Origin of the sequence: Clostridium sp. LY3-2, from assembly GCF_024705715.1 — a bacterium.
Lineage (GTDB): Bacteria > Bacillota > Clostridia > Clostridiales > Clostridiaceae > Clostridium.
Genome location: NZ_JAMDLQ010000022.1, coordinates 25,450 through 48,833, shown reverse-complemented (window position 1 = coordinate 48,833; position 23,384 = coordinate 25,450). Strand labels below are relative to the sequence as shown.

Annotated in this window: 22 protein-coding genes and 1 riboswitch; of the genes, 2 read left to right on the top strand and 20 right to left on the bottom strand. The window is 30.1% G+C overall.

What is annotated here, in order from left to right; translation table 11 throughout:
• Positions 1-15 precede the first annotated feature (15 nt).
• The 6 genes from thiI to M4I33_RS07630 form a co-directional block, all read right to left on the bottom strand.
• Positions 16-1,173 carry a tRNA uracil 4-sulfurtransferase ThiI gene (gene thiI, locus M4I33_RS07655; RefSeq protein WP_257916236.1) on the bottom strand — a complete coding sequence of 386 codons (1,158 nt, stop codon included), beginning with the start codon at positions 1,171-1,173 and terminating at the stop codon, positions 16-18.
• Complete coding sequence (locus tag M4I33_RS07650; protein WP_257916235.1) at positions 1,170-2,315, bottom strand: cysteine desulfurase family protein; 1,146 nt, start codon at positions 2,313-2,315, stop codon at positions 1,170-1,172. The genes thiI and M4I33_RS07650 overlap by 4 nt, the downstream gene beginning before the upstream one ends.
• 197 nt (positions 2,316-2,512) lie before the next feature.
• Positions 2,513-3,340, bottom strand: a complete 828-nt coding sequence (locus tag M4I33_RS07645) for a M15 family metallopeptidase (protein WP_257916234.1) — start codon at positions 3,338-3,340, stop codon at positions 2,513-2,515.
• Between the two features lie 17 nt (positions 3,341-3,357).
• A complete protein-coding gene (locus tag M4I33_RS07640; protein WP_257916233.1) occupies positions 3,358-3,975 on the bottom strand; it encodes a cyclase family protein in 618 nt (205 codons plus the stop codon).
• A complete protein-coding gene (locus tag M4I33_RS07635; protein WP_257916232.1) occupies positions 3,962-4,837 on the bottom strand; it encodes a hypothetical protein in 876 nt (291 codons plus the stop codon). The genes M4I33_RS07640 and M4I33_RS07635 overlap by 14 nt, the downstream gene beginning before the upstream one ends.
• On the bottom strand, positions 4,827-5,381 hold the full coding sequence (locus tag M4I33_RS07630; RefSeq protein WP_257916231.1) for a hypothetical protein: 555 nt from the start codon (positions 5,379-5,381) through the stop codon (positions 4,827-4,829). The genes M4I33_RS07635 and M4I33_RS07630 overlap by 11 nt, the downstream gene beginning before the upstream one ends.
• A gap of 116 nt (positions 5,382-5,497) precedes the next feature.
• A riboswitch (TPP riboswitch) is annotated at positions 5,498-5,600 on the top strand.
• A 43-nt stretch (positions 5,601-5,643) separates the two neighbouring features.
• Here M4I33_RS07630 and thiT point away from each other — a divergent pair.
• Complete coding sequence (thiT, locus tag M4I33_RS07625) at positions 5,644-6,291, top strand: energy-coupled thiamine transporter ThiT (RefSeq protein ID WP_257916230.1); 648 nt, start codon at positions 5,644-5,646, stop codon at positions 6,289-6,291.
• A 101-nt stretch (positions 6,292-6,392) separates the two neighbouring features.
• Here the strand turns inward: thiT and M4I33_RS07620 are convergent, their stop codons facing one another.
• The 13 genes from M4I33_RS07620 to M4I33_RS07560 all read right to left on the bottom strand — a co-directional run bounded on the left by M4I33_RS07620 (position 6,393) and on the right by M4I33_RS07560 (position 19,994).
• Positions 6,393-6,689, bottom strand: a complete 297-nt coding sequence (locus tag M4I33_RS07620; RefSeq protein WP_257916229.1) for a hypothetical protein — start codon at positions 6,687-6,689, stop codon at positions 6,393-6,395.
• A 213-nt stretch (positions 6,690-6,902) separates the two neighbouring features.
• Positions 6,903-7,907, bottom strand: a complete 1,005-nt coding sequence (ilvC, locus tag M4I33_RS07615; protein WP_257916228.1) for a ketol-acid reductoisomerase — start codon at positions 7,905-7,907, stop codon at positions 6,903-6,905.
• A gap of 23 nt (positions 7,908-7,930) precedes the next feature.
• Positions 7,931-9,589: a biosynthetic-type acetolactate synthase large subunit gene (ilvB, locus tag M4I33_RS07610; protein ID WP_257916227.1), complete on the bottom strand. Its 1,659-nt coding sequence runs from the start codon at positions 9,587-9,589 to the stop codon at positions 7,931-7,933.
• A gap of 21 nt (positions 9,590-9,610) precedes the next feature.
• Positions 9,611-11,269, bottom strand: coding sequence for a dihydroxy-acid dehydratase (gene ilvD / locus M4I33_RS07605; RefSeq protein ID WP_257916226.1), 1,659 nt, complete (start codon positions 11,267-11,269; stop codon positions 9,611-9,613).
• A gap of 5 nt (positions 11,270-11,274) precedes the next feature.
• Positions 11,275-12,366 (bottom strand): 3-isopropylmalate dehydrogenase, encoded by a 1,092-nt coding sequence (gene leuB, locus M4I33_RS07600; protein WP_257916225.1) that lies wholly within the window; start codon positions 12,364-12,366, stop codon positions 11,275-11,277.
• A 17-nt stretch (positions 12,367-12,383) separates the two neighbouring features.
• Entirely contained in the window at positions 12,384-12,869 is a 486-nt protein-coding gene (gene leuD / locus M4I33_RS07595) for a 3-isopropylmalate dehydratase small subunit (protein ID WP_257916224.1), read from the bottom strand.
• Positions 12,870-12,887: 18 nt separating this feature from the next.
• Positions 12,888-14,150, bottom strand: coding sequence for a 3-isopropylmalate dehydratase large subunit (gene leuC, locus M4I33_RS07590; RefSeq protein WP_257916223.1), 1,263 nt, complete (start codon positions 14,148-14,150; stop codon positions 12,888-12,890).
• A 19-nt stretch (positions 14,151-14,169) separates the two neighbouring features.
• Entirely contained in the window at positions 14,170-15,762 is a 1,593-nt protein-coding gene (gene cimA / locus M4I33_RS07585; RefSeq protein WP_257916222.1) for a citramalate synthase, read from the bottom strand.
• Between the two features lie 41 nt (positions 15,763-15,803).
• Positions 15,804-16,298, bottom strand: a complete 495-nt coding sequence (ilvN, locus tag M4I33_RS07580) for an acetolactate synthase small subunit (protein ID WP_257916221.1) — start codon at positions 16,296-16,298, stop codon at positions 15,804-15,806.
• A 575-nt stretch (positions 16,299-16,873) separates the two neighbouring features.
• A complete protein-coding gene (locus tag M4I33_RS07575) occupies positions 16,874-17,200 on the bottom strand; it encodes a hypothetical protein (protein ID WP_257916220.1) in 327 nt (108 codons plus the stop codon).
• A 132-nt stretch (positions 17,201-17,332) separates the two neighbouring features.
• Positions 17,333-18,679, bottom strand: coding sequence for a phosphoglucosamine mutase (gene glmM / locus M4I33_RS07570; RefSeq protein WP_194191737.1), 1,347 nt, complete (start codon positions 18,677-18,679; stop codon positions 17,333-17,335).
• A 90-nt stretch (positions 18,680-18,769) separates the two neighbouring features.
• Positions 18,770-19,075, bottom strand: a complete 306-nt coding sequence (locus tag M4I33_RS07565; protein ID WP_194191736.1) for a YerC/YecD family TrpR-related protein — start codon at positions 19,073-19,075, stop codon at positions 18,770-18,772.
• Positions 19,076-19,160: 85 nt separating this feature from the next.
• Positions 19,161-19,994 (bottom strand): AIM24 family protein, encoded by an 834-nt coding sequence (locus M4I33_RS07560; RefSeq protein ID WP_257916219.1) that lies wholly within the window; start codon positions 19,992-19,994, stop codon positions 19,161-19,163.
• A gap of 193 nt (positions 19,995-20,187) precedes the next feature.
• On the opposite strand from M4I33_RS07560, the gene M4I33_RS07555 reads away from it, so the two are divergent.
• A complete protein-coding gene (locus M4I33_RS07555) occupies positions 20,188-22,239 on the top strand; it encodes a methyl-accepting chemotaxis protein (RefSeq protein ID WP_257916218.1) in 2,052 nt (683 codons plus the stop codon).
• Positions 22,240-22,292: 53 nt separating this feature from the next.
• Here the strand turns inward: M4I33_RS07555 and buk are convergent, their stop codons facing one another.
• The gene (buk, locus tag M4I33_RS07550) at positions 22,293-23,360 is read right to left on the bottom strand and encodes a butyrate kinase (RefSeq protein ID WP_257916217.1); all 1,068 of its coding nucleotides are present in this window, start codon (positions 23,358-23,360) and stop codon (positions 22,293-22,295) included.
• Positions 23,361-23,384 lie beyond the last annotated feature (24 nt).

Genomic DNA, 23,384 nt, shown 5'->3' with positions numbered 1-23,384 from the left:
GTGATTATCCTTTTTTTATTTAAAAACTACAACTTCTGTTTCACTTATAGCTTTTTCTACTAACTCATCAAAGTCTAATGCATTTTCTGATTTTATAATCTTTTCTAAAACCGGTTTAGTTTTAGGATGCTTTGGAACAAATATTGTGCAGCAATCTTCATAAGGTAAAATTGAAGTTTCATAAGTTCCTATCTCTCTTGCTATTTTCATTATATCTTCTTTATCCATAGTTATAAGAGGTCTAAATACAGGTCTGTCTGCTTTATCTGAACTTACTACTAAGCCTTCCATAGTTTGACTTGCAACTTGCCCTATACTCTCTCCTGTTGCTACTGATTGTATTCCTTCTCTATCTGCTAAAGAACAAGCTACTCCCATCATAAATCTTCTCATTATTATAGTTAATTCATCTTCAGGGCAATGCTTCATTATTTCCATTTGGATTTCTGTAAATGGAACTATAAATAACCTTACCTTTTCTGTGTATTCTCCTAAGATTTTTGCAAGTTCTTTAACTTTATCTTTAGCTCTTTCTGACGTATAAGGGTGACTGTGATAATACACGCAATTAAGTTCAACTCCCCTTTTTGCCATCAAGTATCCTGCAACAGGAGAATCTATCCCTCCAGATAACATAAGCATAGTGCTTCCGTTTATTCCGTAAGGTAAGCCACCTACGCCTTTAACTTTATCTTTGTTTGTATATACGTATGCTCTTTCTCTAATTTCAACAAAAACCTGACACTCAGAATCTTTAACCTTTACGCTTAATTCGTCTTTATAATGTTCTAATATAAAGCTTCCGATATCTCTTGAAATATCCATAGATTTTCCTTCAAATCTTTTGTTTGCTCTATTAGTTATAACTTTAAAGTCTTTAGGTTTATAAAAATTTATTTTTTCTAAGGCTTCTTTTTTAATTACATCTAATTCAGGTGATACCTCAGTAACTATACATACTTCTGATACTCCAAATACCTTTCTTACTCTATCTATTCCTTCTTCTAAATCGTCTACCTTTATAAAATATCTTCCTTGGTCGCTTATAATTTCGTATTCTAATCCCTTAAGTTTCTTTTTTATGTTATCTCTAAGCTTTTTTTCAAACTTATTTCTATTTAATCCTTTTAAAAATATCTCCGATGCATATTTAACTAAAATTAGCTTTCTCATCTTTTCATCCTCCTTAAAAATTTCAGTGAGTCTTTTAATATACAGATAACTTTATCTATTTCTTCTTTTGTATTATTTTCATCAAAAGAAAATCTTATAGCACTTTCTGCATCTTTATCGCACTTTCCTATAGCTTTAACTACATAGCTTCCGCTAGCTATACTCTTTTTAGACGTGCATGCAGAACCAGTAGATACAAATATATTATTTTCTTCTAAAAGATGAAGTAATACTTCCCCTCTAACTCCTCTAAAAGATACATTTAAAATATATGGTGAATGATTTTCATCTATAGAGCTATTTATGCTTATATCATCTAATTCTTTTAATCTCTCTACCATATATTCTAAAAGCTTAGTAACTTTAATATAGTTTTCGTTTTTGTTTTTAGAAGAAATTTCAGAAGCTTTTAGTAGTGCCATAACACCTGGTACGTTTTGAGTTCCAGCACGCAGTCCTCCTTCTTGGCTTCCTCCATGAATAAGTGAATTTAATATTATTCCTTTTTTCAAATATAAAAATCCAACGCCTTTAGGGCCGTGTATCTTATGCCCTGTCATAGTTAATGCGTCTATATGCATTTTCTTTACATCTATTTTAAATTTTCCAAAGCCTTGAACTGCATCTACATGGAATTTAGCTCGACTACTCTCTTCTTTTATTAATTTACCTATCTTTTCTATTTTTTGAATTGAACCTAATTCGTTGTTTACAAACATTATAGAAACTAAAACTGTGTTTTTAGTTATAGAATTTTTTAATTCTTCTAAAGATATCATTCCATTTGAATCTACGTTTAAATATGTAACTTTAACTCCACACTTTTCTAATTCTTCGTAAGTTTTTAGAACTGAGTGGTGCTCAAATTTCGTTGTTATTATGTGTGAATTTTCTTTAGAAAGACCTTTTATAATTAAGTTATTCCCTTCACTTGCACCTGAAGTAAAGTAAATCTCTTCTTTTGAAGCATTAATAATTTTGCTTATTCCACTTCTAGCTTCATTTAAGTTTTTTTCAGCTTCAATCCCTAGTCTATGCAAAGATGATGGGTTTCCATAACAATTTTTCATATAGTATGCCATAACTTCTATAACTTCATCATAAGGTTTAGTTGTTGCTGCATTATCTAAATATATATCCATCTAATCCCTCCTCTTACTTAGTATTTACTTAGCTTAATCTCTTATTCTTAATTTTAATTCCTAGTATATCTATAGGAATACTTGTAATTATATTATTATAATAACATAATATATTTTTTTTAAAAGAAATATTTATATTCTTATCTATAAAAAAAAAGATTGATATATAAGATATTTATCTTATATATCAATCTTTTTTATTTCTTTTCTTTTAATTCTTCTATTTCAAATCTTAATCTATCAGCATTTTGTCTAGCCCAGTTTATATATTCATCAAAACAAAGGTTTCCTTCGTGCATTTTTTTTGCATTATTTAATCCTACAAATCTATAATGCCACGGCTCGTACTCATACTTAGTAACTTCTGTCTTGTCTTTTGGATACCTTAAAACAAATCCATATTTGTATGCATTATCATTTAACCATTCAAAAGCTTTAGTTTTATCAAAATCCCAAGTTAATCCTGTATGTTCTGAACTTACAACATCTATAGCTAGTCCAGTTTCGTGTTCACTAGTTCCAGGTGCCGCTGAGTACTTTTTAGTGTGCTCTAATCCTTTTGTCTTAATATTATTATTATAGATTTGAGTTTGAACTGCATTAGTTCTGTATGCTGAAACTCCTAAAAGAGTTATCCCATCTTTTTTTGCGTCATTAAACATCTTTCTAGCTTCTACTTTCGCTTCTTTATTCATATATGTATTAGAACTACCTCCTATAAAAGGTAATCCTGATGGTACAATATCCTTTGCAACAAAATCATCTTTTAATGGATTAAACTTATTTACAAGCATCATATAATAATCATTTTCTATATTTTCGTACTTTTTAAGTTCTTTATTTTTTAGTTCTAAAACTTCTTTATCACTTTTAGGTTTAATATCTTCTACTATTTCTTCATTTGGTTTTTGCGCCTCTACTTTATGGATGTTTTTTTCTTCCTTTATTCCATAAAAAACGCCTATTAAAATAACTACTACAGCTAAACTTACTATAGAAACTATTATCTTTTTTTTCTTATTCATTCTTTCCCCCAATTATTTTATTCCCTACAAATAAACACTCTAACTGGAGCGCCATCTCCATTTTTTATTTTCATAGGTGCTATAATTATATCATATTCCCCTGATTTCCCATTAATATTGCATAGATTTTCTATTATTAACTTATCATTTTTTAGTAAAACCTCGTGATTATATAAGTTTTCATTAGAATCTACAGATATACAGTCTATTCCTATACCTTTTAAATCTTTCAAATTTCCTAGGAAATTTACAGCATCTTTATTTAATATAGGATATCCCTTAAAATAACTATCTTTTCCCCATAACTTTTCATATCCAGTATAAAAAATTATATAATCAATATTAGGCTTAACCTTATCTTTTATAAAATCTAAAGATATTTCTTTCTTTTCCTTGCAGTCAATAATTAAAACTTTTCCAAAAAAGTCATCTATACTATAATCATCTAATGCTTTTCCCTCTTTAAAAATATGTTTTGGTACATCAATATGAGTTCCTGTATGAGTTCCAAGAGTTACCTTTGTCACACTATAACCCTCTTCGTAATTTGCTATTTTTTTAATTTTTACGCGTTCTTCTTCTGAGTAAACACTCATCTCTTCTTTAATAAAATGTGTTAAATCATATTTTTTCATTTGATTCCTCTTTTATCTTTGTTAAATTTTCAAAAGATAGATCATTTCTTGTAGTATCTACCCTAAAATATATAGTTTCATTATGCAAATCTTTATTAAAAATTTCAAATACTATATCTGTTACTATAGAATTTACAAAGTCCTTATTATCATCATTAAAGATATACTCAATATTTATTATGTCATCTTTACTAAAGTACATAGGAAATTTAATATCTCGTATTTCCTGTTGATTTATATACAGATCTCCCTTTTTTAAAAGTTCTTCTATATAATTACTTTGAAGATTATTTATATAACAATCTTCTTTAACCTTATAATTTTTATAAGATCCAAAATCGTCAAAATTCATTCCAATCTTTTTTAATAAATTTCCTTGATTAAACTTCTCTTCATTTAATTTTAAATGAATTTCCCCAAGGTCAATAGCTTCCTCTTCGTCGCTTCCACCATTTAAAATAGCTTTAGTTACAACCTTTTCTCCGTTTATTAAATTATCTCTATTCACTTCAAAATCATCATCACTAAAGTAATCAATCTCTTTTATTGAATATTTACCGTTATAATAATCATCAATATATTTAAAGTGATTTAATCTAACCCCTATTTCCGGGAATATTATGTTTTTAGCTCTACTATCATTTAAATTAAAATAATCTAAACTCTTTTCGTTAAATTCTTCTTTTGACTCTTCTATAAATTTCATCTTCGGTATTTCTTCTCTTACGCTATAGATTTCTCCCTTAACTTTTCTGTATACAGTCTTATCTAAATGTGTATTTCCATATACCATAAAGTTAAAAGCATAAGACGTTATCACTGACGCAGTTAAAATTACTAATATTTTTTTATTACGCCACATCTAATTTTTTACCCGCCTTTCTAAAAAACAAAATCATATAAATGTAAAGTATAAAAGAAAATAAAATTAATAGTGAACTTATTATCTTTATAAAATCTACGTGATTATAATTTAGTGAAAATGCACTATATATTAAAAATATGAAAGTATATACTATGTTGCATTTTAATAAATTATAAGATTCCTTTTCTATTTGCATATTTTTCTTATCTTTAGCCTCTAAAAAAATCCCACCTAATATAGAATCTAGTAAAAGTAGTCCTAATATACTTAATGCAATATTTAATAAACTATCTAAGTATATATTTTCTACATTTAATAATCCTATAAATTTTAAAGACAAAGTATAAAATTCATATGTAGCTAAAAATCTAGCTATAATTATTCCGTTCTTAAATTTTTCATTCTTAAATGATAACTCTTTAAGTCCGTTTGCAATTAGAATGTAACCTAGAAAATCTGCAGTAAGATCTACAAAGAATAAATTGATGTTTAAGACGAGTATTATATACCCGAAAAAAACCTTTTTTAACCCTTTCTCCAATAGAATCCCCCCTAATACTATTTTACCATTATTATCATATTTTTAAATATTTTGTTTTATTTTATTTTTTTGATTTGACACTTTTTTCAATTAGAATTAAAATTAAGTAGTAATAAATTTTGTGCTAGGGGTGCCTTTTTGGCTGAGAGATGATTTATTCATTAACCCTTTTAACCTGATCTGGGTAACACCAGCGTAGGGAAGCAATAGTTTTAAATTTAAATTAACTATGTTTCCTTCTAGCACTATAGGAGGTTTTTTTATGGAAAATTTTATTAACTCCCTATCTAATAATTTTATTGAGATAGGAAAACATCCTTTTGCTATTTTAGCAGTTATAGGATGTGTACTAATATTAATAGCTTTATTTAAAATAAGAAAAGTAAATCTAGATGCTAGGCTTATGACTAATATAGGTATTGCTTTAGCTTTATCTACAATACTTAACACCTTTAAAATATATCACTTCCCTCAAGGGGGCGGAGTAACTTTAGGTTGTATGATACCAATACTTATAATTACATTTGCCTACGGACCTTATGTAGGATTTTTAACTGGGTTTTTATACGGAATAATTTCTCTTTTAACTGACCCTTATATAATAAATCCTATACAAGTACTTTTTGATTATCCACTTCCAACCATCTGTATTGGACTAGCTGGTTATTTCAAAAACAAACCTTATCTTGGAATAGGTATAGCATTTTTCTTTAAGTTTTTATGTCACTTTATTTCAGGTGCAGTATTCTTTGGTTCTTACGCACCAGCTGGAATGAGTGCTGTAGTTTACTCACTTTCAGTAAACTTCCCGCTTCTTTTAGCAGAATGTTTAATAACTATGGTGATATTTAAACTATTACCTATTAAAAGACTTATTAAATCTGTAAATCCTAGATATGCTTTAAATTAAATAAAATAAAAAGGGATACTTTAAAAATTTGAAAGTATCCCTTTTAATTCATTATATAGTTCATATTTAGATTATTAACATATAATAGTTTTTTATACATTTTAGCTATTTAAAAGTACATTTAAATCTTCTATTACTGTTCCTAAATTATATTTTACCTTATCTAAAAAGATTGAAAAGTCACCTTTTTCTTCTACTAATTTGCTTCCTTTTTCATCTTTTTTGTCTATATCTTTGAAATAGTTTTTTATAGCATCTTCTTTTCCGTCTAAAGCTTTGTCATTTTTTATTTTTATATGGTGGCAATCTTTATCTTTGTCTCCACAGTTCATTTTGTAGTCTTCTATCTCTATGTAATCTTTTATGTCTTTCATATCGTTATTTTTTAAATCTTTCATAATGTTTACCCTCTCTTTCATTATATATAATATAGTTTCTCACCTTTATTATTTCATATACCTTTTAACAGAGTATTTATAATATGTTAATTTTATACTTTAAGTATAGAAAAAGACTATGCAATAAATTCTTAAAGCATAGCCTTCTTTTAAGTTTGTATATATATTATAGGGAATGTCTATTAATAGACTATCCACTTTAGGTGGCTTTTATTAATCTAAGTTCTTAGTATCAATCCAGCTCATCATCTCTCTAAGTTCACTACCAACCTTTTCGATTTGGTGCTCGCTTTCAAGCCTTCTCTTTGAATTGAAGTATGGTCTTCCAACTTTATTTTCAACTAGCCAATTTCTTGCAAAAGTTCCGTCTTGAATTTCACTTAAAACTTTTTTCATTTCTTTTTTAGTATCTTCTGTAACTATTCTATTTCCAACAACGTAATCACCATACTCTGCAGTATCTGAAATAGAGTATCTCATCATACTCATTCCGCCTTGGTATAATAAATCAACTATTAATTTCATTTCGTGTAAGCATTCAAAATATGCATTTTCAGGTGCATATCCAGCTTCTACTAGAGTTTCAAACCCAGCTTTTATAAGAGCTGTGCACCCTCCGCATAAAACAGCTTGCTCTCCAAAAAGATCAGTTTCTGTTTCATCTTTAAAAGTTGTTTCTAAAATCCCAGCTCTTGCCCCACCGATTCCATTTGCATAAGCTAACGCTAAATTTCTAGCATTACCTGTTGGATTTTGATAAACAGCTATAAGACATGGAACTCCAGAGCCTTCTGTATATGTTCTTCTAACCATATGCCCTGGCCCCTTTGGTGCTACCATAAAAACATCAACATCTGAAGGTGGTACTATCTGTGAATAATGAATATTGAATCCGTGTGCAAAAACTAATGCATTACCTTTTTCTAAGTTTCCTTCTATTTCATTTTTATAAAGTTCTGCTTGTTTTTCATCTGGAACTAATACCATTATAATATCAGCTATCCTGCTAGCTTCACTAACTTCCCTTACATCAAGTCCAGCTTCTTTTGCTCTAGTTTTTGATTTACTTCCATCGTATAAACCAACTACAACATCTACTCCACTTTCTTGTAAGTTTAATGCGTGTGCATGCCCTTGACTTCCATAACCTATAACTGCTACTTTCTTTCCTTTTAATAATTCTAAATTAGTATCTTTTTCATAAAACATTTTTGCCATTTTTTCTTCCCCCTTTTTATATCTTAAACATCTTCTTCACTTATTATTTGATTTATTGGCGCACCAGGTGCAACCATAGGAAAAACTTTTTTATCATTATTTATTAAATAATCTATAACTACAGGAACTTTTGATTTTAAAGCTTCCTCTAAAACCTCTTTAAGTTCACTTCTCTTTGTTACTCTATAACCTACGCCTCCATAGGCTTCTGCAAGTTTTACAAAGTCTGTTTGTCTGTCTAAAGTTGTCTCTGAATATCTTCCATCATAAAAGAAAGTTTGCCACTGCCTTACCATACCTAAAGCATTATTATTCATAATAATAACTATGATAGGTAATTTATTTTTTACTGCTGTTGCAAATTCATTAGAGTTCATCCCAAAACTTCCATCGCCAGCTATATTAATTACAGTAGATTCTGGCTTTCCTATCTTTGCCCCAATAGATGCACCAAGCCCATATCCCATAGTTCCAAGTCCACCTGATGAAATAAAACTTCTAGGTGATTTAAAACTAAAATACTGCGCTGCCCACATTTGATGCTGCCCAACCTCTGTTGTTATAAGCATCTTTCCATCATCTAAACTATTTAAAGTTCTAAATAAAAATTCTGGAGTTAAATTTTCTAAAGAATTATCATTACTTTCTGTTTTTAAGCTATTTACAGCTTTATTCCATTCTATTTTTTTAGATTCATTTATATTTTCTGTTAAAAGTTTTAATACTTCTTTTAAATCTCCTATAACGTGTGCATCTACTTTTATATTTTTATTTATTTCAGCTGGGTCTACATCTATTTGGATGATTTTTGCATTCCCTAAATGCTCCCCGCTTGATACAACTCTATCTGAAAATCTAGCACCTAAAGTTATAAGTAAATCACATTTAGTAGCTGTTATATTAGAGGCTTTAGTTCCGTGCATACCTATCATCCCTGTATATAATCTATGATTATTATCTATAGCTGATTGTGCCATAAGTGATGTGCAAATCGGAGAATCTATCTTTTCTCCAAACTCTAAAAGTTCTTTTGAAGCGTTTGATGCTATTATTCCACCTCCTGCATATATAAAAGGCTTTTTAGATTTATTTATAAGGTCTATTAAAACATTTAAATCATCATAATTTTTCTTAGCCTTTTTTATAGTGCACGCTATTTCTTCTTCATATATAGCTTTATTTGCTGTTATATCTTTTGGTATATCTATAAGGACTGGTCCTGGTCTTCCTTCTTTTGCTATTTTAAAGGCTTCTCTTATTACTCTTTGTAGATCCCTTACATCTTTAACTATATAATTATGCTTAGTAATCGGCATTGTAATCCCATAAATATCTACCTCTTGAAAACTGTCTTTTCCAAGTAGAGGCTTAGTTACATTTCCTGTTATAGCTATAAGTGGTATTGAATCCATATAAGCTGTAGCTATTCCAGTTACTAAATTTGTAGCACCTGGCCCTGAAGTTGCAAGGCAAACTCCAACTTTCCCAGTTGCCCTTGAATATCCGTCAGCTGCGTGTGCTGCGTTTTGCTCATGACAAGTAAGTATGTGATTTATCTTATCTTTACTTTTATAAAGCTCATCATAAATATTTAAAACAGCTCCTCCAGGATATCCAAAAATAGTATCAACACCTTCATCTATTAAAGTTTTAACTAATATTTCTGCCCCAGTTAATAACAATTTCTCCCCCTCCTTAAACTATTACTTATATACAGCCCCAGAACTTGCAGAACTAACTAATTTTGCATATCTATAAAGATACCCTTCTTTAATTTTAGGTTCTAAAAGCACTAGATTTTCTCTTCTCTCTTTTAAAACTTCCTCTGAAACTTCTAAGTTTAATTTTCCATTTAATATATCTATAGAAATAATATCCCCGTCTTCTATTAATGCTATATTTCCACCTTCTGCAGCTTCTGGAGAAACATGCCCTATAGCTGCTCCTCTAGTTGCACCACTAAACCTTCCGTCTGTTATAAGTGCAACGCTACCTGAAAGCCCCATTCCTGATATTGCAGCTGTAGGTGAAAGCATTTCTCTCATTCCAGGTCCACCTTTTGGTCCTTCGTATCTTATAACTACTACATCACCTTTAATTATTTTTCCAGATAATATAGCTTCTATAGCCTCCTCTTCTGAATTAAATACTTTAGAAGGTCCGCTATGCTTTAGCATTTCATCTGAAACTGCTGACTTTTTAACTACTGCACCATCTAATGCAATATTTCCTTTTAAAACTCTAATACCGCCTGTTTTGCTATAAGGATTCTCTATATTTTTAACTACGTTATAATCATTAACTACACAGCCATTTATATTTTCACCTTGAGTTTTAGATGTAACTGTTAAACAATCTAAATTAAGCAAATCTTTTTTTGATAATTCATTCATAACAGCTGTTATTCCACCAGCTAAATACAAATCTTCTATGTGAGTTTCTGAAGCTGGTGCAAGTCTACAAAGGTTTGGAGTATTATTTGAAACCTCATTTATAATATCTAAATTCATTTCTACTTTAGCTTCGTTTGCTATAGCCGTTAAATGAAGAACTGAATTTGTAGAACATCCAAGTGCCATATCTACAGTTAATGCATTTCTTATAGATTTTTCATTTACTATATCTCTAGGTTTTATATCTTTTTTTAATACTTCCATAACAGCCTTTCCAGCTTCTTTTGAAAGTCTTATTCTCTCTGAATAAACAGCTGGTATAGTTCCGTTACCTGGAAGAGAAAGCCCTAATGCTTCCGTTAAACAATTCATAGAATTTGCTGTAAACATTCCAGAACAAGAGCCACAAGTAGGGCAAGCTTTGTTTTCCATATCTAAAAGTTCTTTTCTTTCTATCTTTCCCGCTTCAAAAGCACCAACTGCTTCAAACATAGTAGATAATGAAATATTTTTATTTTTATGCTTTCCTGAAAGCATAGGTCCACCACTTACAACTACTGAAGGTATGTTAAGCCTTAATGCTGCCATAATCATCCCTGGAACTATCTTGTCACAGTTAGGAACAAATACTAAAGCATCAAACCCGTGTGCATTTGCTACACATTCTATAGAATCTGCTATAAGTTCTCTAGTTGCTAAAGAGTATTTCATTCCTATATGTCCCATAGCTATCCCGTCACATACACCGATAGTTGGAAATACTAAAGGTGTTCCACCGTTTGATAAAATACCTGATTTAACTCCCTCTACTATATTATTTAAATGTATATGACCTGGAATTATATCGTTTTGAGATGTAACTATACCAATTAAAGGTCTATCTATTTCTTCATCTGTTAAACCTATAGCTTTAAATAATGATCTATGAGGAGCTTTAGATGCCCCTTTTTTTACTCTGTCACTTCTCATAAATATTACATCCCTTCTATTTCTTTTATAACTAAACTTGCCATCTCTTCTGTTCCTACTAATTCTTTTTCAAGTCCCATAATATCAGCTGTTCTATATCCCTTTTCTAATACTTTTATAACTGATTTTTCTATAGAATTTGCCTCTTCTTCTAAACCAAAGCTATATCTAAGCATCATTCCAACTGAAAGTATAGTAGCTAAAGGATTAGCTTTTCCCATTCCTTCAATATCAGGTGCACTTCCGTGAATTGGCTCATACATCCCAAAGCTTCCTTCTCCAAGTGAAGCTGAAGGTAACATTCCTATAGAACCTGTAATCATAGATGCTTCATCTGATAAAATGTCTCCAAACATATTAGTAGTTACTATTACATCAAATTGTTTTGGATCTCTTACTAATTGCATCGCTGCATTATCAACATACATATGATTTAAAGTAACTTCTTTATAATCTTTTGATACTTCACAAACTACCCTTCTCCAAAGCCTTGAACTTTCTAATATATTAGCTTTATCAACGCTAGTTACCTTTTTATTTCTTTTCATAGCTGATTCAAAGGCAATCTTTGAAATTCTTCTTACTTCTTCTTCGTTATATTCCTCAGAATCGTAAGCACTATTTACTTTTTTATCATTATAAATAACTTCATCTTTTCCTCTTTTACCAAAGTAAATTCCGCCAGTTAATTCTCTTACAACTAAGATATCAAGTCCTTCACCTATTATTTCTTCTTTTAAAGGTGATGCTTCTTTTAAAGGTTCATATAATACTGCTGGTCTTAAATTACAATATAAATTCATTTCACCTCTTAACCCTAAAAGAGCTTGTTCTGGTCTAACCTTAGAATTAGGGTCGTCCCACTTTGGTCCACCTACAGCACCTAGTAATACCGCATCACTTTCTTTGCATTCTTTTAAAGTTTCAAGAGGAAGCGGAGTTCCCTCTTTATCTATTGCACTCCCGCCAGCTAAAAGATATTTATAATCAAATCTGTGATTAAACTTTTCTGAAACTGCATTTAAAACTCTAATGCTTTCTTTAACTATTTCTTTCCCTATTCCATCCCCAGGAATAACAGCTATATTGTATTTCATTTTCTAGCCCCCTTTTTTTACTTACTTTTTATATATCCTATAAGACCGTCGCTATTTATTATTTTTTGCATAAACTCCGGGAAAGCTTCCCCTTTATACTCTTCATTTTTAGTAAGATTTTTAATTACCCCAGTATTAAAATCTATTGAAAGTTCGTCTTTAGAATCTATATTTTTTACAGCCTCTTCACACTCTAATATTGGAAGACCTATATTTATTGCATTTCTATAAAATATCCTTGCAAAAGTGCTTGCAATAACACAACTTACCCCTGAAGCTTTAATTGCAAGTGGTGCATGTTCTCTACTTGAACCACAACCAAAATTTTTATTTGCAACTATTATATCTCCCTTATTAACCTTATTTACAAAGTCAGAATCTATATCTTCCATACAATGTTTTGCAAGTTCTTCTGGACTTGAAGTGTTAAGATATCTTGCAGGTATTATTACATCTGTATCTACGTTATCTCCATATTTAAAAACTTTACCTTTAGCTAACATCTTTATATCTCCCCTTTTCTATACCACATTTTCAGGATTTTCTATCTTACCAGCTATAGCTGATGCAGCTGCAACAGCTGGACTTGCAAGATATACTTCTGATTCTACGTGTCCCATTCTTCCAACAAAGTTTCTATTTGTAGTCGATACTGCACGCTCACCTTTTGCAAGTATTCCCATATGCCCTCCAAGGCAAGGTCCACAAGTTGGAGTTGAAACTACAGCGCCAGCTTTAACTAAGTCTTCTACTATTCCTTCTTTTATAGCTTGAAGATATATCTTTTGAGTTCCAGGGAAAACAATGCACCTAACTCCCTTTTTAACTTTTTTATCTTTTAATATATCTCTAGCTACCCTAAGGTCTGACATCCTACCGTTAGTACAAGAACCTATAACTACTTGATCTATCTTAATTTCTGAAATTTCATCTATAGTTTTTGTGTTATCTGGCAAGTGTGGGAATGCTACAGTAGGCTTTAATTTACTTAAATCTATTTCATAAACTTCGTCATACTCTGCATCATTATCAGCTTCATATACAGTCCACTCTCTTTTTGTATGTTCTTTTAAATATTCTATAGTCTTATCATCTACTTTAAATATCCCGTTTTTACCTCCAGCTTCTATCGCCATATTAGCCATAGTAAATCTGTCATCCATAGATAGATAATCTAACCCATCTCCAAAGAACTCCATAGACTTATATAAAGCCCCATCTACTCCAATTTCACCTATTATATGAAGTATAATATCTTTTCCAGATACCCATTTTGCTGGTTTATTTTTTAATATAAACTTTAAGGCTCTTGGAACTTTAAACCAACACTTCCCTGTAGCCATCCCAGATGCCATATCAGTTGAGCCTATCCCTGTTGAAAATGCACCTAATGCCCCATAAGTGCACGTATGAGAGTCTGCCCCAATTACAACATCTCCAGCTACAGCTAGTCCTTTTTCTGGAATTAAGCAATGCTCTATTCCCATTTCCCCTATTTCAAAAAAGTTTTCAATTCCTTTTTCATTTGCAAATTCTCTTATATATTTGCACTGCTCTGCTGCTTTTATATCTTTGTTTGGAGTGAAGTGGTCTGGAACTATTGCTATTTTACTTTTATTAAATACTTCCTTATCACCAAACTTTTTATATTCATTAACAGCAACAGGTGTTGTTATATCATTTCCTAAAACTAAATCTAAATCTGCCTCTATTAATTGTCCTGCCTTTACTTCTTTAAGTCCTGCATGCTTTGCAAGAATTTTTTGAGTCATAGTCATTCCCATGATTTTTAGCCCCCTCTTTTTAAAAATACGTTCTAACTTTTCTTTCTATATCTTTTATAAGTTTATATTCAATAGAATCTACTAAAGCTATCCAACTAGCTTGGATTACGTCTTTTGAAACACCAACTGTGCTCCAATTTTCAACTCCATCAGTTGATTCTATTAACACTCTTACCTTTGCTTTAGTTGTACTTTCTGAATCTAATACCCGAACTTTATAATCTACAAGTTTTACTGAATTTAACATAGGATAAAATACTTCTAAAGCCTTTCTTAACGCTTTATCTAAAGCATTTACAGGTCCATCTCCTTCAGCTGCACTTATCTCTTCTTTTCCATCAACTACAACATTTATAATTGCAGATGATGTGAATTCTTTATCATCACCTAATATATTTTCATCTATAGTTTTAAATGTCTTTAATTTAAAGAAAGGTTTGTATTTACCTATCATTTTTCTCATAACAAGTTCTACTGTTCCTTCTGCCCCTTCGAATTGATATCCTTCAAATTCTAATTCTTTTAGTTTTTCTGTTATTTTTATAACTTCGTCACTATTTTTATCTAAATTCGGGAATATCTTTTGAATCTCTTTTAAAACTGTACTCTTTCCACTAACTTCTGAAATTAGAAATCTTCTATTATTTCCAATTAACTCAGGGTCTATATGCTCGTACGCTTTAGGTTCTTTACAAACTGCATCTATATGCATACCACCTTTATGTGCAAAGGCTGATGACCCTATATAAGCTAACTCCTCTTTTAAAGTTATATTAGATATCTCAGCTATATATCTTCCTGTAGAAGTTATATCTTTTAATTTTGATTCGTCTAAAGAATCTATCCCTAACTTGTATTTAAGAGTTGGTATAATTGAACTTAAATTAGCATTTCCGCATCTTTCTCCAACTCCTATAAATGTTCCTTGAATTTGAGTTGCTCCTCCTAAAACTCCCATTATAGAATTTGCAACAGCCATTCCTATATCATCGTGGCAATGAACACCTATTTTGCATTTAACTATTTTTCTTACTTCACTTGTTATATTTTTTATTTCTTCTGGTAAAGTTCCACCGTTTGTGTCACATAAAACAATAGTAGTCGCACCGCTTTCTTTTGCAGATTCAATTGTTTTAATTGCATACTCACTATTTTCTTTATATCCATCAAAGAAATGTTCCGCATCAAATATAACTTCTTTATCTTTACTTTTAAAAAAACTTACTGTATCTCGTATCATATTTATATTTTCTTCTAAAGTAGTCTTTAAAATTTTATCTACTTGATAACTCCAAGCCTTCCCAAATATAACTACAACATCAGTTTGAGCTTTTAAAAGATTTATAATATTTAAGTCTTCTTTTGCCTTTACCTTAGGTCTTCTTGTAGAACCAAAGGCGCAAAGCTTAGAATTTTCTAATTTTAATTCTTTTACTCTCTTAAAAAACTCCATATCCTTTGGGTTAGAACCAGGGTTTCCAGCTTCTATATAAGATACCCCTATGTTATCTAGAGCTTTTACTATCTTTATCTTATCTTGCATTGAAAAAGATATTCCTTGCCCTTGTGCCCCATCTCTTAGAGTAGAATCAAATATTTGAACCTTCCCCATAATTTATAGCCACCCCCTTTTTAATAAATCTTTGCCATAATTTATGAATTAATTGTATGATTTCCTCTCTCAAGTGCCGTAATACCTGTCCTTACTAATTCCTCTATACCAAATTCCTCAACTAACTTAATAAGTGCTGAAATCTTGTTTTCATCACCAGTTAATTCGATAGTTAAAGTTTCAGGGCAAACGTCTATAATTTTGCTTCTAAATATTTTAACTATTTCGTTTATAGTTGCTCTATTTTCAGAAGCTGCACGAACTTTAATTAAAACTAATTCCCTATACATAGCCATATCTTGTTTGAGTTCGTAAACCCTTATAACTTCTTGTAATTTACTTAGCTGTTTTTGAAATTGATCTAAAATATCATCGTCCCCATTTAAAGTTATAGTCATCCTAGATATTTCAGGATTTTCAGTTTTCCCTACAGTTAAGCTGTCTATGTTATATCCTCTTCTTGAAAATAGTCCTGAAACCCTACTTAATACCCCAGATGAGTTTTCAACTAATACTGATAACACATGCTTATCCATAAAAAGCCCCCTTTTATAAATATTGATTTTCTTCTTTGTGTATAAAAAAACCACTCTTAATGATAAAAATCATAAGAAGTGGATATACTACCGCCTTAATTCTAATATCACTAGGTTCTAACAAACCCTTGCATATAACGGATGCCACCGGAAAAATCCTACTCTTTTTTCAGACCTCTGCTCTGGAGTGATAATTATAAACTTAAAGTATCCATTTTCACCAACCACGGACTCTCTAAAACTTTAAACTGCCTATAAAGGTCTCCTTCTTTGCATTTATATTAAAACATATTCAATTCGTCTTTTGTAAAATTTTACTACTCCACTATTACCCTGTCAATAAAAATTGGTATTTTTTACATATTGAGCTTTTTGTTTTAGCTTCGCAAACATCCAATTATTAATATATTTAAAATAACCTCTTATTTTTGATAGTTTATTTATAAAAAGTCTTTTATATGAATACTTTTTTAATTTTTTGTCTTTTTTATTTTTATATGAAGGTTAAAACCCTTTTTAAGATTTACTTATAAAGTAATCTTTAAAATAAAAAAACTAGGATTTTCAAATCCTAGTTACATCTCTTTTTCTTTTACTTCAAATTCTAAATTTTTAAGTTCATCTACTGAATTTATATTTATTACTAATAATTTTTTATCGTCTCTCTCTACTTTTTCATAGATTAAACTATCTTTAGAGTAAAAGTTTAACTTTAACTCATTACCATTTGCATAAATACTTGAAATTCCAGTTTGAACCTCTTTATTCGGCTTGATTTTTTTTATTTTTATTTCTGTTTTCTTACTTACGTTTTCATAATAAAAAACTAAATTATCAAGAATCTCTTTAGTGTTATTTTTAACTCTAATTATTATTAATGATGGATAACCTGTTGCAAACATAAAAATCCCCTCCTAAACCCTTTAGGAATATTATACCATTTTAATGTATTATTTGTAATAATTAGACTTAACTTAGTTATGTTTTTAAGGACAAAAAAGCAGATACAAAAATATATCTGCTTTTTAAATATCTTATTTACATTTAGCTAATATCATATCTGCTAGATTATGAGCTAATCTATCGATTTCCTCTTGGTCTTCACCTTCTAGCATAACTCTTACTAATGGTTCTGTTCCTGAAGGTCTTATTAAGACTCTTCCTTTACCATCCATAAGTTTTTCCATTCTTTCTATTTCTGCTTTTATTTCTTCATCTGTTAAGTAAATGTTTTTCATTTCATTTGGAACTGTAGCATTAACTAAAACTTGTGGAAGTTCTTTCATTACGCTTGCAAGTTCGCCTAAAGTTTTCTTTGATTCTTTACATACAGCTGCTACATTAAGTGCTGTAACTAGTCCATCACCTGTTGTATTATTATTTAAGAATATGATGTGTCCTGATTGCTCTCCACCTAAAACATATTCGTTTTTAACCATTTCTTCTAAAACGTATCTGTCTCCAACTTTAGTTTTTAAAGTTTTAATACCTAAGTTTTTACAAGCAATATCTAATCCTAGGTTACTCATAACTGTAACTACTAAAGTATCGTCTTTAAGTTCCCCTTTATCTTTTAAGTATTTTGCACATAAAGTTAAGATAAAGTCTCCGTTTATAAGGTTACCTTTTTCATCAACAGCTAAACATCTATCTGCATCACCGTCAAAAGCAAATCCCATATCGCATCCTTTTTTAACTACGTAATCCATTAACTCTTCTGGGTGAGTTGATCCGCATTTTTCGTTAATATTAGTTCCATCTGGATTGTCATTTATAACGTATACTTCTGCACCTAATTCTCTAAATGCTTTTACTGCAGCTTTATATGCAGCTCCGTTTGCACAATCTAATGCAACTTTTAATCCTTCAAGCTTACCGTTTATAGTTTTCTTTGCAAACTCAATATAATCGTCTAAAGCTGATATTTCAACTCTATTTCTTCCTAAGTTTACTCCTACAGGGCTTAATACCCCTTCGAATCCATTTTCTATAGTAGCTTGAATTTTATCTTCTAAATCGTCTGATAATTTATATCCGTTTCCATTAAAGAATTTTATACCATTATATTCAACAGGATTGTGAGATGCTGATATCATAATCCCTGCATCTGCTCCATACTCTCTAGTTAAATGTGCTACTGCTGGTGTTGGAATAACTCCTAAAACTATAGCTTCAGCTCCAACTGAAAGTATACCAGCTACTAAAGCTGCTTCTAACATGTCCCCTGATATTCTAGTATCCTTAGCAACTAAAATCTTAGGTTTGTGTGTTCCTTCTGTTAAAACATGCGCTCCTGCTCTACCAAGATTATATGCTGTCTGTGCTGTAAGTTCAGTATTTGCGATTCCTCTTACACCATCAGTTCCAAACATTCTACTCATAAAAATTTACCTCTTTCTTTAGATTAATTGTAATTTTCCTCTACTATATAGTATATAATTTCACAATTTGTTTGACAATGTTATAAATTCTTATTTTTCATCATTTTCTAATCTTTTTAAAATAAGTTTGTACCCTTCGCTTCCATAATTTAGACATCTATTGACTCTACTTATAGTCGCAGTACTTGCCCCTGTTTTATCTGCTATGTCTGTATAAGTCTTTTTATCATTTAATAATTTAGCTACATGTATTCTTTGTGCTAGAGCTTTAATCTCGTTTATAGTTGCCACATCTTCAAAGAATTTATAGCACTCATCTATATTTTCTAATTCTAAAATAGCCTTAAATAATAAATCTAATTCTTCACTTTTAATTTTTGAGTTACTTGAATCCATAAAATCCCCTCTTCCTAAATGACGCTTACTTAATTTTCATTATACATTTTACTTTATTAATTCACAACTTTATCGTATAAAAGCATTAATTTTTATCATTATCTAAGTCTAAATCTGAAATATCTTCTTTAATTCTCATAGTTTTCATTTTATCGTAAACACTTTTTGTAGGAATAAGCCAAACTTCACCTGTTCCTCTATAAACATTTAAAAGCCCTTCTTTACTAGTTGCACTTCCAAAAATAGATGTGGCTGATTTTTCTACGGTAAACTCTATATCACCTGTTCTTAAAATCGCAAAGCTACCGTCTACTTTTAATACATCTTCATTTATTCTGCATTTAAATATTTCTTCTTCTGGAACTGGAATTTGAAGCACTACTATTCCTTCACCTTTTATTTTCGTTTGAAAGAAACCTTCATTTCCAAAAAGTGCTGAAGATATAGTCTTTTGGCTTGTAACTTTAACTTCTACTGTATCTTCGCAAGCTACAAATAGTCTATCATCTACAATTATTTCATCATCCTCAAGTTCTACTAGTGCATAGTGATTAAATGTAGGTTCTAGATATATTTCACCGTGACCATGATATCTAGGTTTAAACATTTCTTCACCTGTTAGTTTACTCTTTATAAATTTTTTAGAAAGACCTAAAACTCCCCCCGCATTATTAGAAATTTCTATATCACCTTTCATATAGCTTAAAAGACCAGCTTCTATTCTCACAGCGCTATCTTCTAAAAGAACCCTAACTTGCTTTAGCCTAACTCCACCTCTATTTAATACATTTAAATCAAATGCTGTATCTACATCAGTTGCCCCTCTAAGTTCATCAAATTCTAATACTTGAAACCTTGAATCGTTAGTCATTTCTCCTATTAAGTTTAGTGAGTTAGATATATTTAAACTTGTTCTCAAAATCCATCCCTACCTTTTTTACTTTAATTATATTACTTATATACACTTAAGGCTAACCATAATTCTCATTAAAATTCAATTTTCCATAATATTACTTATTATTTTTTACCTTTTTTTACTTAATAAAAATTATTTTTTAACGATAATATAATTAAACAAAGTTTAAAAATTATAAACAAAAGGGGAATTTAAAATGAAGAATTATAAGAAAACAATAAAAGATAAGCGGATATTTAAGTCAATTACTGGTAAATTACTTTTAACTATAGGTATTTTACTTATAATTAGCCAAATAGCTTCCACTTCACTAAACTTATTAACAGCTAAAAAATCTCAAGAAGATCAAATATTTAAAACATTTAGTTCTGATATTAAAGGTATATCATCTACTATCCACTATGCAGTTCAAGATGAATTAGCTAAATTAGATAGATTCATATATGATCCAAACTTCTCTGACTTTGCAACAGTAGATATAAACAAAATAAAAAACAATGATGGCAAAGTTAAAGATTCTCAAAAACAAATCACTGATGCTTTTAAAAAGGAAATGGAATCTGATTCTATTTTCAATGAGTATATAGTAAATAAAGATGGTATAGTTGTAGCAACTGGTGACCCTACTGCACAGTTTTGTGATGTTTCAACTAGAGATTACTTTAAAGAATTAAAAAATGGTAAAGATAGCGTAGTATCTGATATTTTAATTTCAAATGAAGCCGGTGCAAAACCAATAATAGTACTTGCTAAAAGTATTTATGATAAAGATCATAACTTTGTAGGTATAATAGGTAAAGATATAACAGCTGATGAATTTGCAAAGATTCTAAAAACTTATAATCATGATAGATATAATGTATTTTTAACTGATTCTAAAGATAACGTTATTTTTAATGTTAATAAAGAACTTGTAGGTAAACCACTTAATTTAAATATAGACAAGTCAGAAAAATTAAGCGAATCTTCAGATGCTATTTATTATAATTATAACGGCGAAGATAAGATAGGAGTTAAAACTACAATCCCAGGACTAAACTGGACAGTTTGTTCTACTGGGTACGTTACTGATATAATGGCTCCAATTAAAAATCTTTTATATACTTCAATACTTTCAACTATTGTTATCTTAATATTAGCTATAATAGCTACAGTATTTGTATCTAAAAACTTTACAAAGCCAATATTAAAACTTAAAAATTACACTAAAAGGCTTGCAAGTGGTGATTTAAGCTTTAAAATAAATGATATTAATTCTGGAGATGAAATTGAAGATTTATCAAAAGAACTTAACATAGCTATTGAAAATCTCTCAACTACTCTATTAGATATTCAAGGTTCTGTAACTACTGTAAATGAGCAATCAAGTAACCTTTCTGCAATTAATGAAGAACTTAGTGCAACTAATAGTGAAATAGTTTTAGCTATTAATGATATATCTGAAAGAATTTGTGACTCAGCTAATCAAGCTAATGATTGCGAATCTAAAACAAAAGAATTAGAAGAAGCTATGATAACTCTTGATAACCATAACCACATTATGGTTGACCACAGTGACGATGTAGTTAATGCACTTACAAATAACAACTCAAATCTTAATAACTTATTAGATTCAAAAGAAGAATCTTCAAAAAGCTTTATTGAATTAAAGAAAACAATAGATGACCTTATTTTAGGGGTTGATAATATAGGAAACTTCTTAGAAGTTATAAACCAAATAGCAGAACAAACTAATCTACTTTCTTTAAATGCTGCAATAGAAGCTGCAAGAGCTGGTGAAGCTGGAAAAGGCTTTGCTGTAGTTTCAGAAGAAATTAGAAAATTATCAAGCGACACTCAAGTTGCTACTTTAAATATAGGTAAGATAATTTCTAAAATTGATGGTTTAGTTAAAAATACTAAAAATACTTTAAATACTACAGAAAAACTTAATGTAAATGAAAATGAATATTTTACACTTATGGAGTCATCATTTACTGAAATGCAATCATCATTAAAAGAAATGGTAAATATAACTCAAAATATATCAAGCGAAATATCTACTGTAAATAATAAAAAAGATGAGGTTCTTAAAAACATTTCAGAAGTTGCTAGCGTTTCTCAGCAAATAGCTGCAATTACTGAAGAGGTTAACGCCTCTGCAAATGAACAGAGTTCAACATTCGATACTATAAATAATAGTGCTCAAGAATTATTATATACAGCTGAGGATGTTAGAGATAAAGTTTTAAAATTCACATTAGATTAATTTATCTAAAAAATAAGGCTTATGTACTAATAGTACATAAGCCTATTTTAATTTTAATATTCTTTTGCAGCTTCTTCGCCATCAAGAACTCTTATTGCACCTTGTGCAAGTGCTAATAATTCATCTTCCCCTGGATATACTGTTATTTCAGATATAAATCCTACTCTTTCTTTTATTTTATTAACAACTACGTCTGAATACGCAATTCCACCTGTTAATAAAATTCTATCTACTTTTCCTTCAAGTACTGTAGCCATAGCTCCGATTTCTTTAGCTACTTGATAAATAAATGCATTAAATACTAATTCAGCTTTTTTGTCCCCTTCTTCCATAGCTTTAAGTGCATCTCTCATATCGTTAGTATTTAATAATGCTACTAATCCACCTTTTCCGCAGATCTTACTGTAAACTTCTTTTTCTGTGTAATCTCCGCTAAAGCACATTTTTATAAGTTCTCCAACTGGAACACTTCCAGCTCTTTCTGGTGAGAATGGACCGTCTCCATCTAAAGCGTTATTTACATCTACAACTTGACCTTTTTTGTGAGCTCCAACTGAAACTCCTCCACCCATATGAGTTACTATAAGGTTTAAATTTTCATATCCTTTTCCTGACTCTTTACCATATCTTTTAGCTACTGCTTTTTGGTTAAGAGCGTGGAATTTACTAACTCTTGGTAATTCAGGTGTACCTGAAATTCTTGCTATATCACAAAGTTCATCTACAACAACAGGATCAACTATAAATGAAGGAACATCTACGCTATCTCCTATTTCTCTTGCTAGTATTCCTCCTAAGTTTGAAGCATGTTGTCCTTGAACTCCAACTTTTAAATCTTCTATTAATTCATCTGTTACTTTATAAGTTCCTCCTGGGATTGGTTTAAGCATTCCGCCTCTACCAACTACAGCATCTAAAGTATTTATATCAAAGTTCTTATCTTTTAAAACATTCAAGATAACTTCTTTTCTGAATCCTAATTGATCAAAAATTGTATCATAAGCTGCTATTTCTTCTGATGAATGTCTTAAAGTTTCCTCTAATATTTCTTTTTCTCCCTCATAAACTCCAATTTTAGTTGAAGTTGAACCTGGGTTTATAATTAATAATTTATAAGCCATTATTTTCTCCTCCTTCTTATACCT

What these genes read in the sequence shown, in the direction of transcription:
- M4I33_RS07565 (WP_194191736.1), bottom strand. Translation starts at nt 19,075, where the DNA reads ATGGATTCAAGTAACTCAAAAATTAAAAGTGAAGAATTAGATTTATTA.
- ilvN (WP_257916221.1), bottom strand. Translation starts at nt 16,298, where the DNA reads ATGGATAAGCATGTGTTATCAGTATTAGTTGAAAACTCATCTGGGGTA.
- ilvD (WP_257916226.1), bottom strand. Translation starts at nt 11,269, where the DNA reads ATGAGAAGTGACAGAGTAAAAAAAGGGGCATCTAAAGCTCCTCATAGA.
- cimA (WP_257916222.1), bottom strand. Translation starts at nt 15,762, where the DNA reads ATGGGGAAGGTTCAAATATTTGATTCTACTCTAAGAGATGGGGCACAA.
- M4I33_RS07650 (WP_257916235.1), bottom strand. Translation starts at nt 2,315, where the DNA reads ATGGATATATATTTAGATAATGCAGCAACAACTAAACCTTATGATGAA.
- leuB (WP_257916225.1), bottom strand. Translation starts at nt 12,366, where the DNA reads ATGAAATACAATATAGCTGTTATTCCTGGGGATGGAATAGGGAAAGAA.
- M4I33_RS07555 (WP_257916218.1), top strand. Translation starts at nt 20,188, where the DNA reads ATGAAGAATTATAAGAAAACAATAAAAGATAAGCGGATATTTAAGTCA.
- leuD (WP_257916224.1), bottom strand. Translation starts at nt 12,869, where the DNA reads ATGTTAGCTAAAGGTAAAGTTTTTAAATATGGAGATAACGTAGATACA.
- glmM (WP_194191737.1), bottom strand. Translation starts at nt 18,679, where the DNA reads ATGAGTAGAATGTTTGGAACTGATGGTGTAAGAGGAATCGCAAATACT.
- ilvC (WP_257916228.1), bottom strand. Translation starts at nt 7,907, where the DNA reads ATGGCAAAAATGTTTTATGAAAAAGATACTAATTTAGAATTATTAAAA.
- M4I33_RS07640 (WP_257916233.1), bottom strand. Translation starts at nt 3,975, where the DNA reads ATGAAAAAATATGATTTAACACATTTTATTAAAGAAGAGATGAGTGTT.
- thiI (WP_257916236.1), bottom strand. Translation starts at nt 1,173, where the DNA reads ATGAGAAAGCTAATTTTAGTTAAATATGCATCGGAGATATTTTTAAAA.
- M4I33_RS07635 (WP_257916232.1), bottom strand. Translation starts at nt 4,837, where the DNA reads ATGTGGCGTAATAAAAAAATATTAGTAATTTTAACTGCGTCAGTGATA.
- buk (WP_257916217.1), bottom strand. Translation starts at nt 23,360, where the DNA reads ATGGCTTATAAATTATTAATTATAAACCCAGGTTCAACTTCAACTAAA.
- M4I33_RS07575 (WP_257916220.1), bottom strand. Translation starts at nt 17,200, where the DNA reads ATGTTTGCAACAGGTTATCCATCATTAATAATAATTAGAGTTAAAAAT.
- thiT (WP_257916230.1), top strand. Translation starts at nt 5,644, where the DNA reads ATGGAAAATTTTATTAACTCCCTATCTAATAATTTTATTGAGATAGGA.
- leuC (WP_257916223.1), bottom strand. Translation starts at nt 14,150, where the DNA reads ATGGGAATGACTATGACTCAAAAAATTCTTGCAAAGCATGCAGGACTT.
- M4I33_RS07620 (WP_257916229.1), bottom strand. Translation starts at nt 6,689, where the DNA reads ATGAAAGATTTAAAAAATAACGATATGAAAGACATAAAAGATTACATA.
- M4I33_RS07645 (WP_257916234.1), bottom strand. Translation starts at nt 3,340, where the DNA reads ATGAATAAGAAAAAAAAGATAATAGTTTCTATAGTAAGTTTAGCTGTA.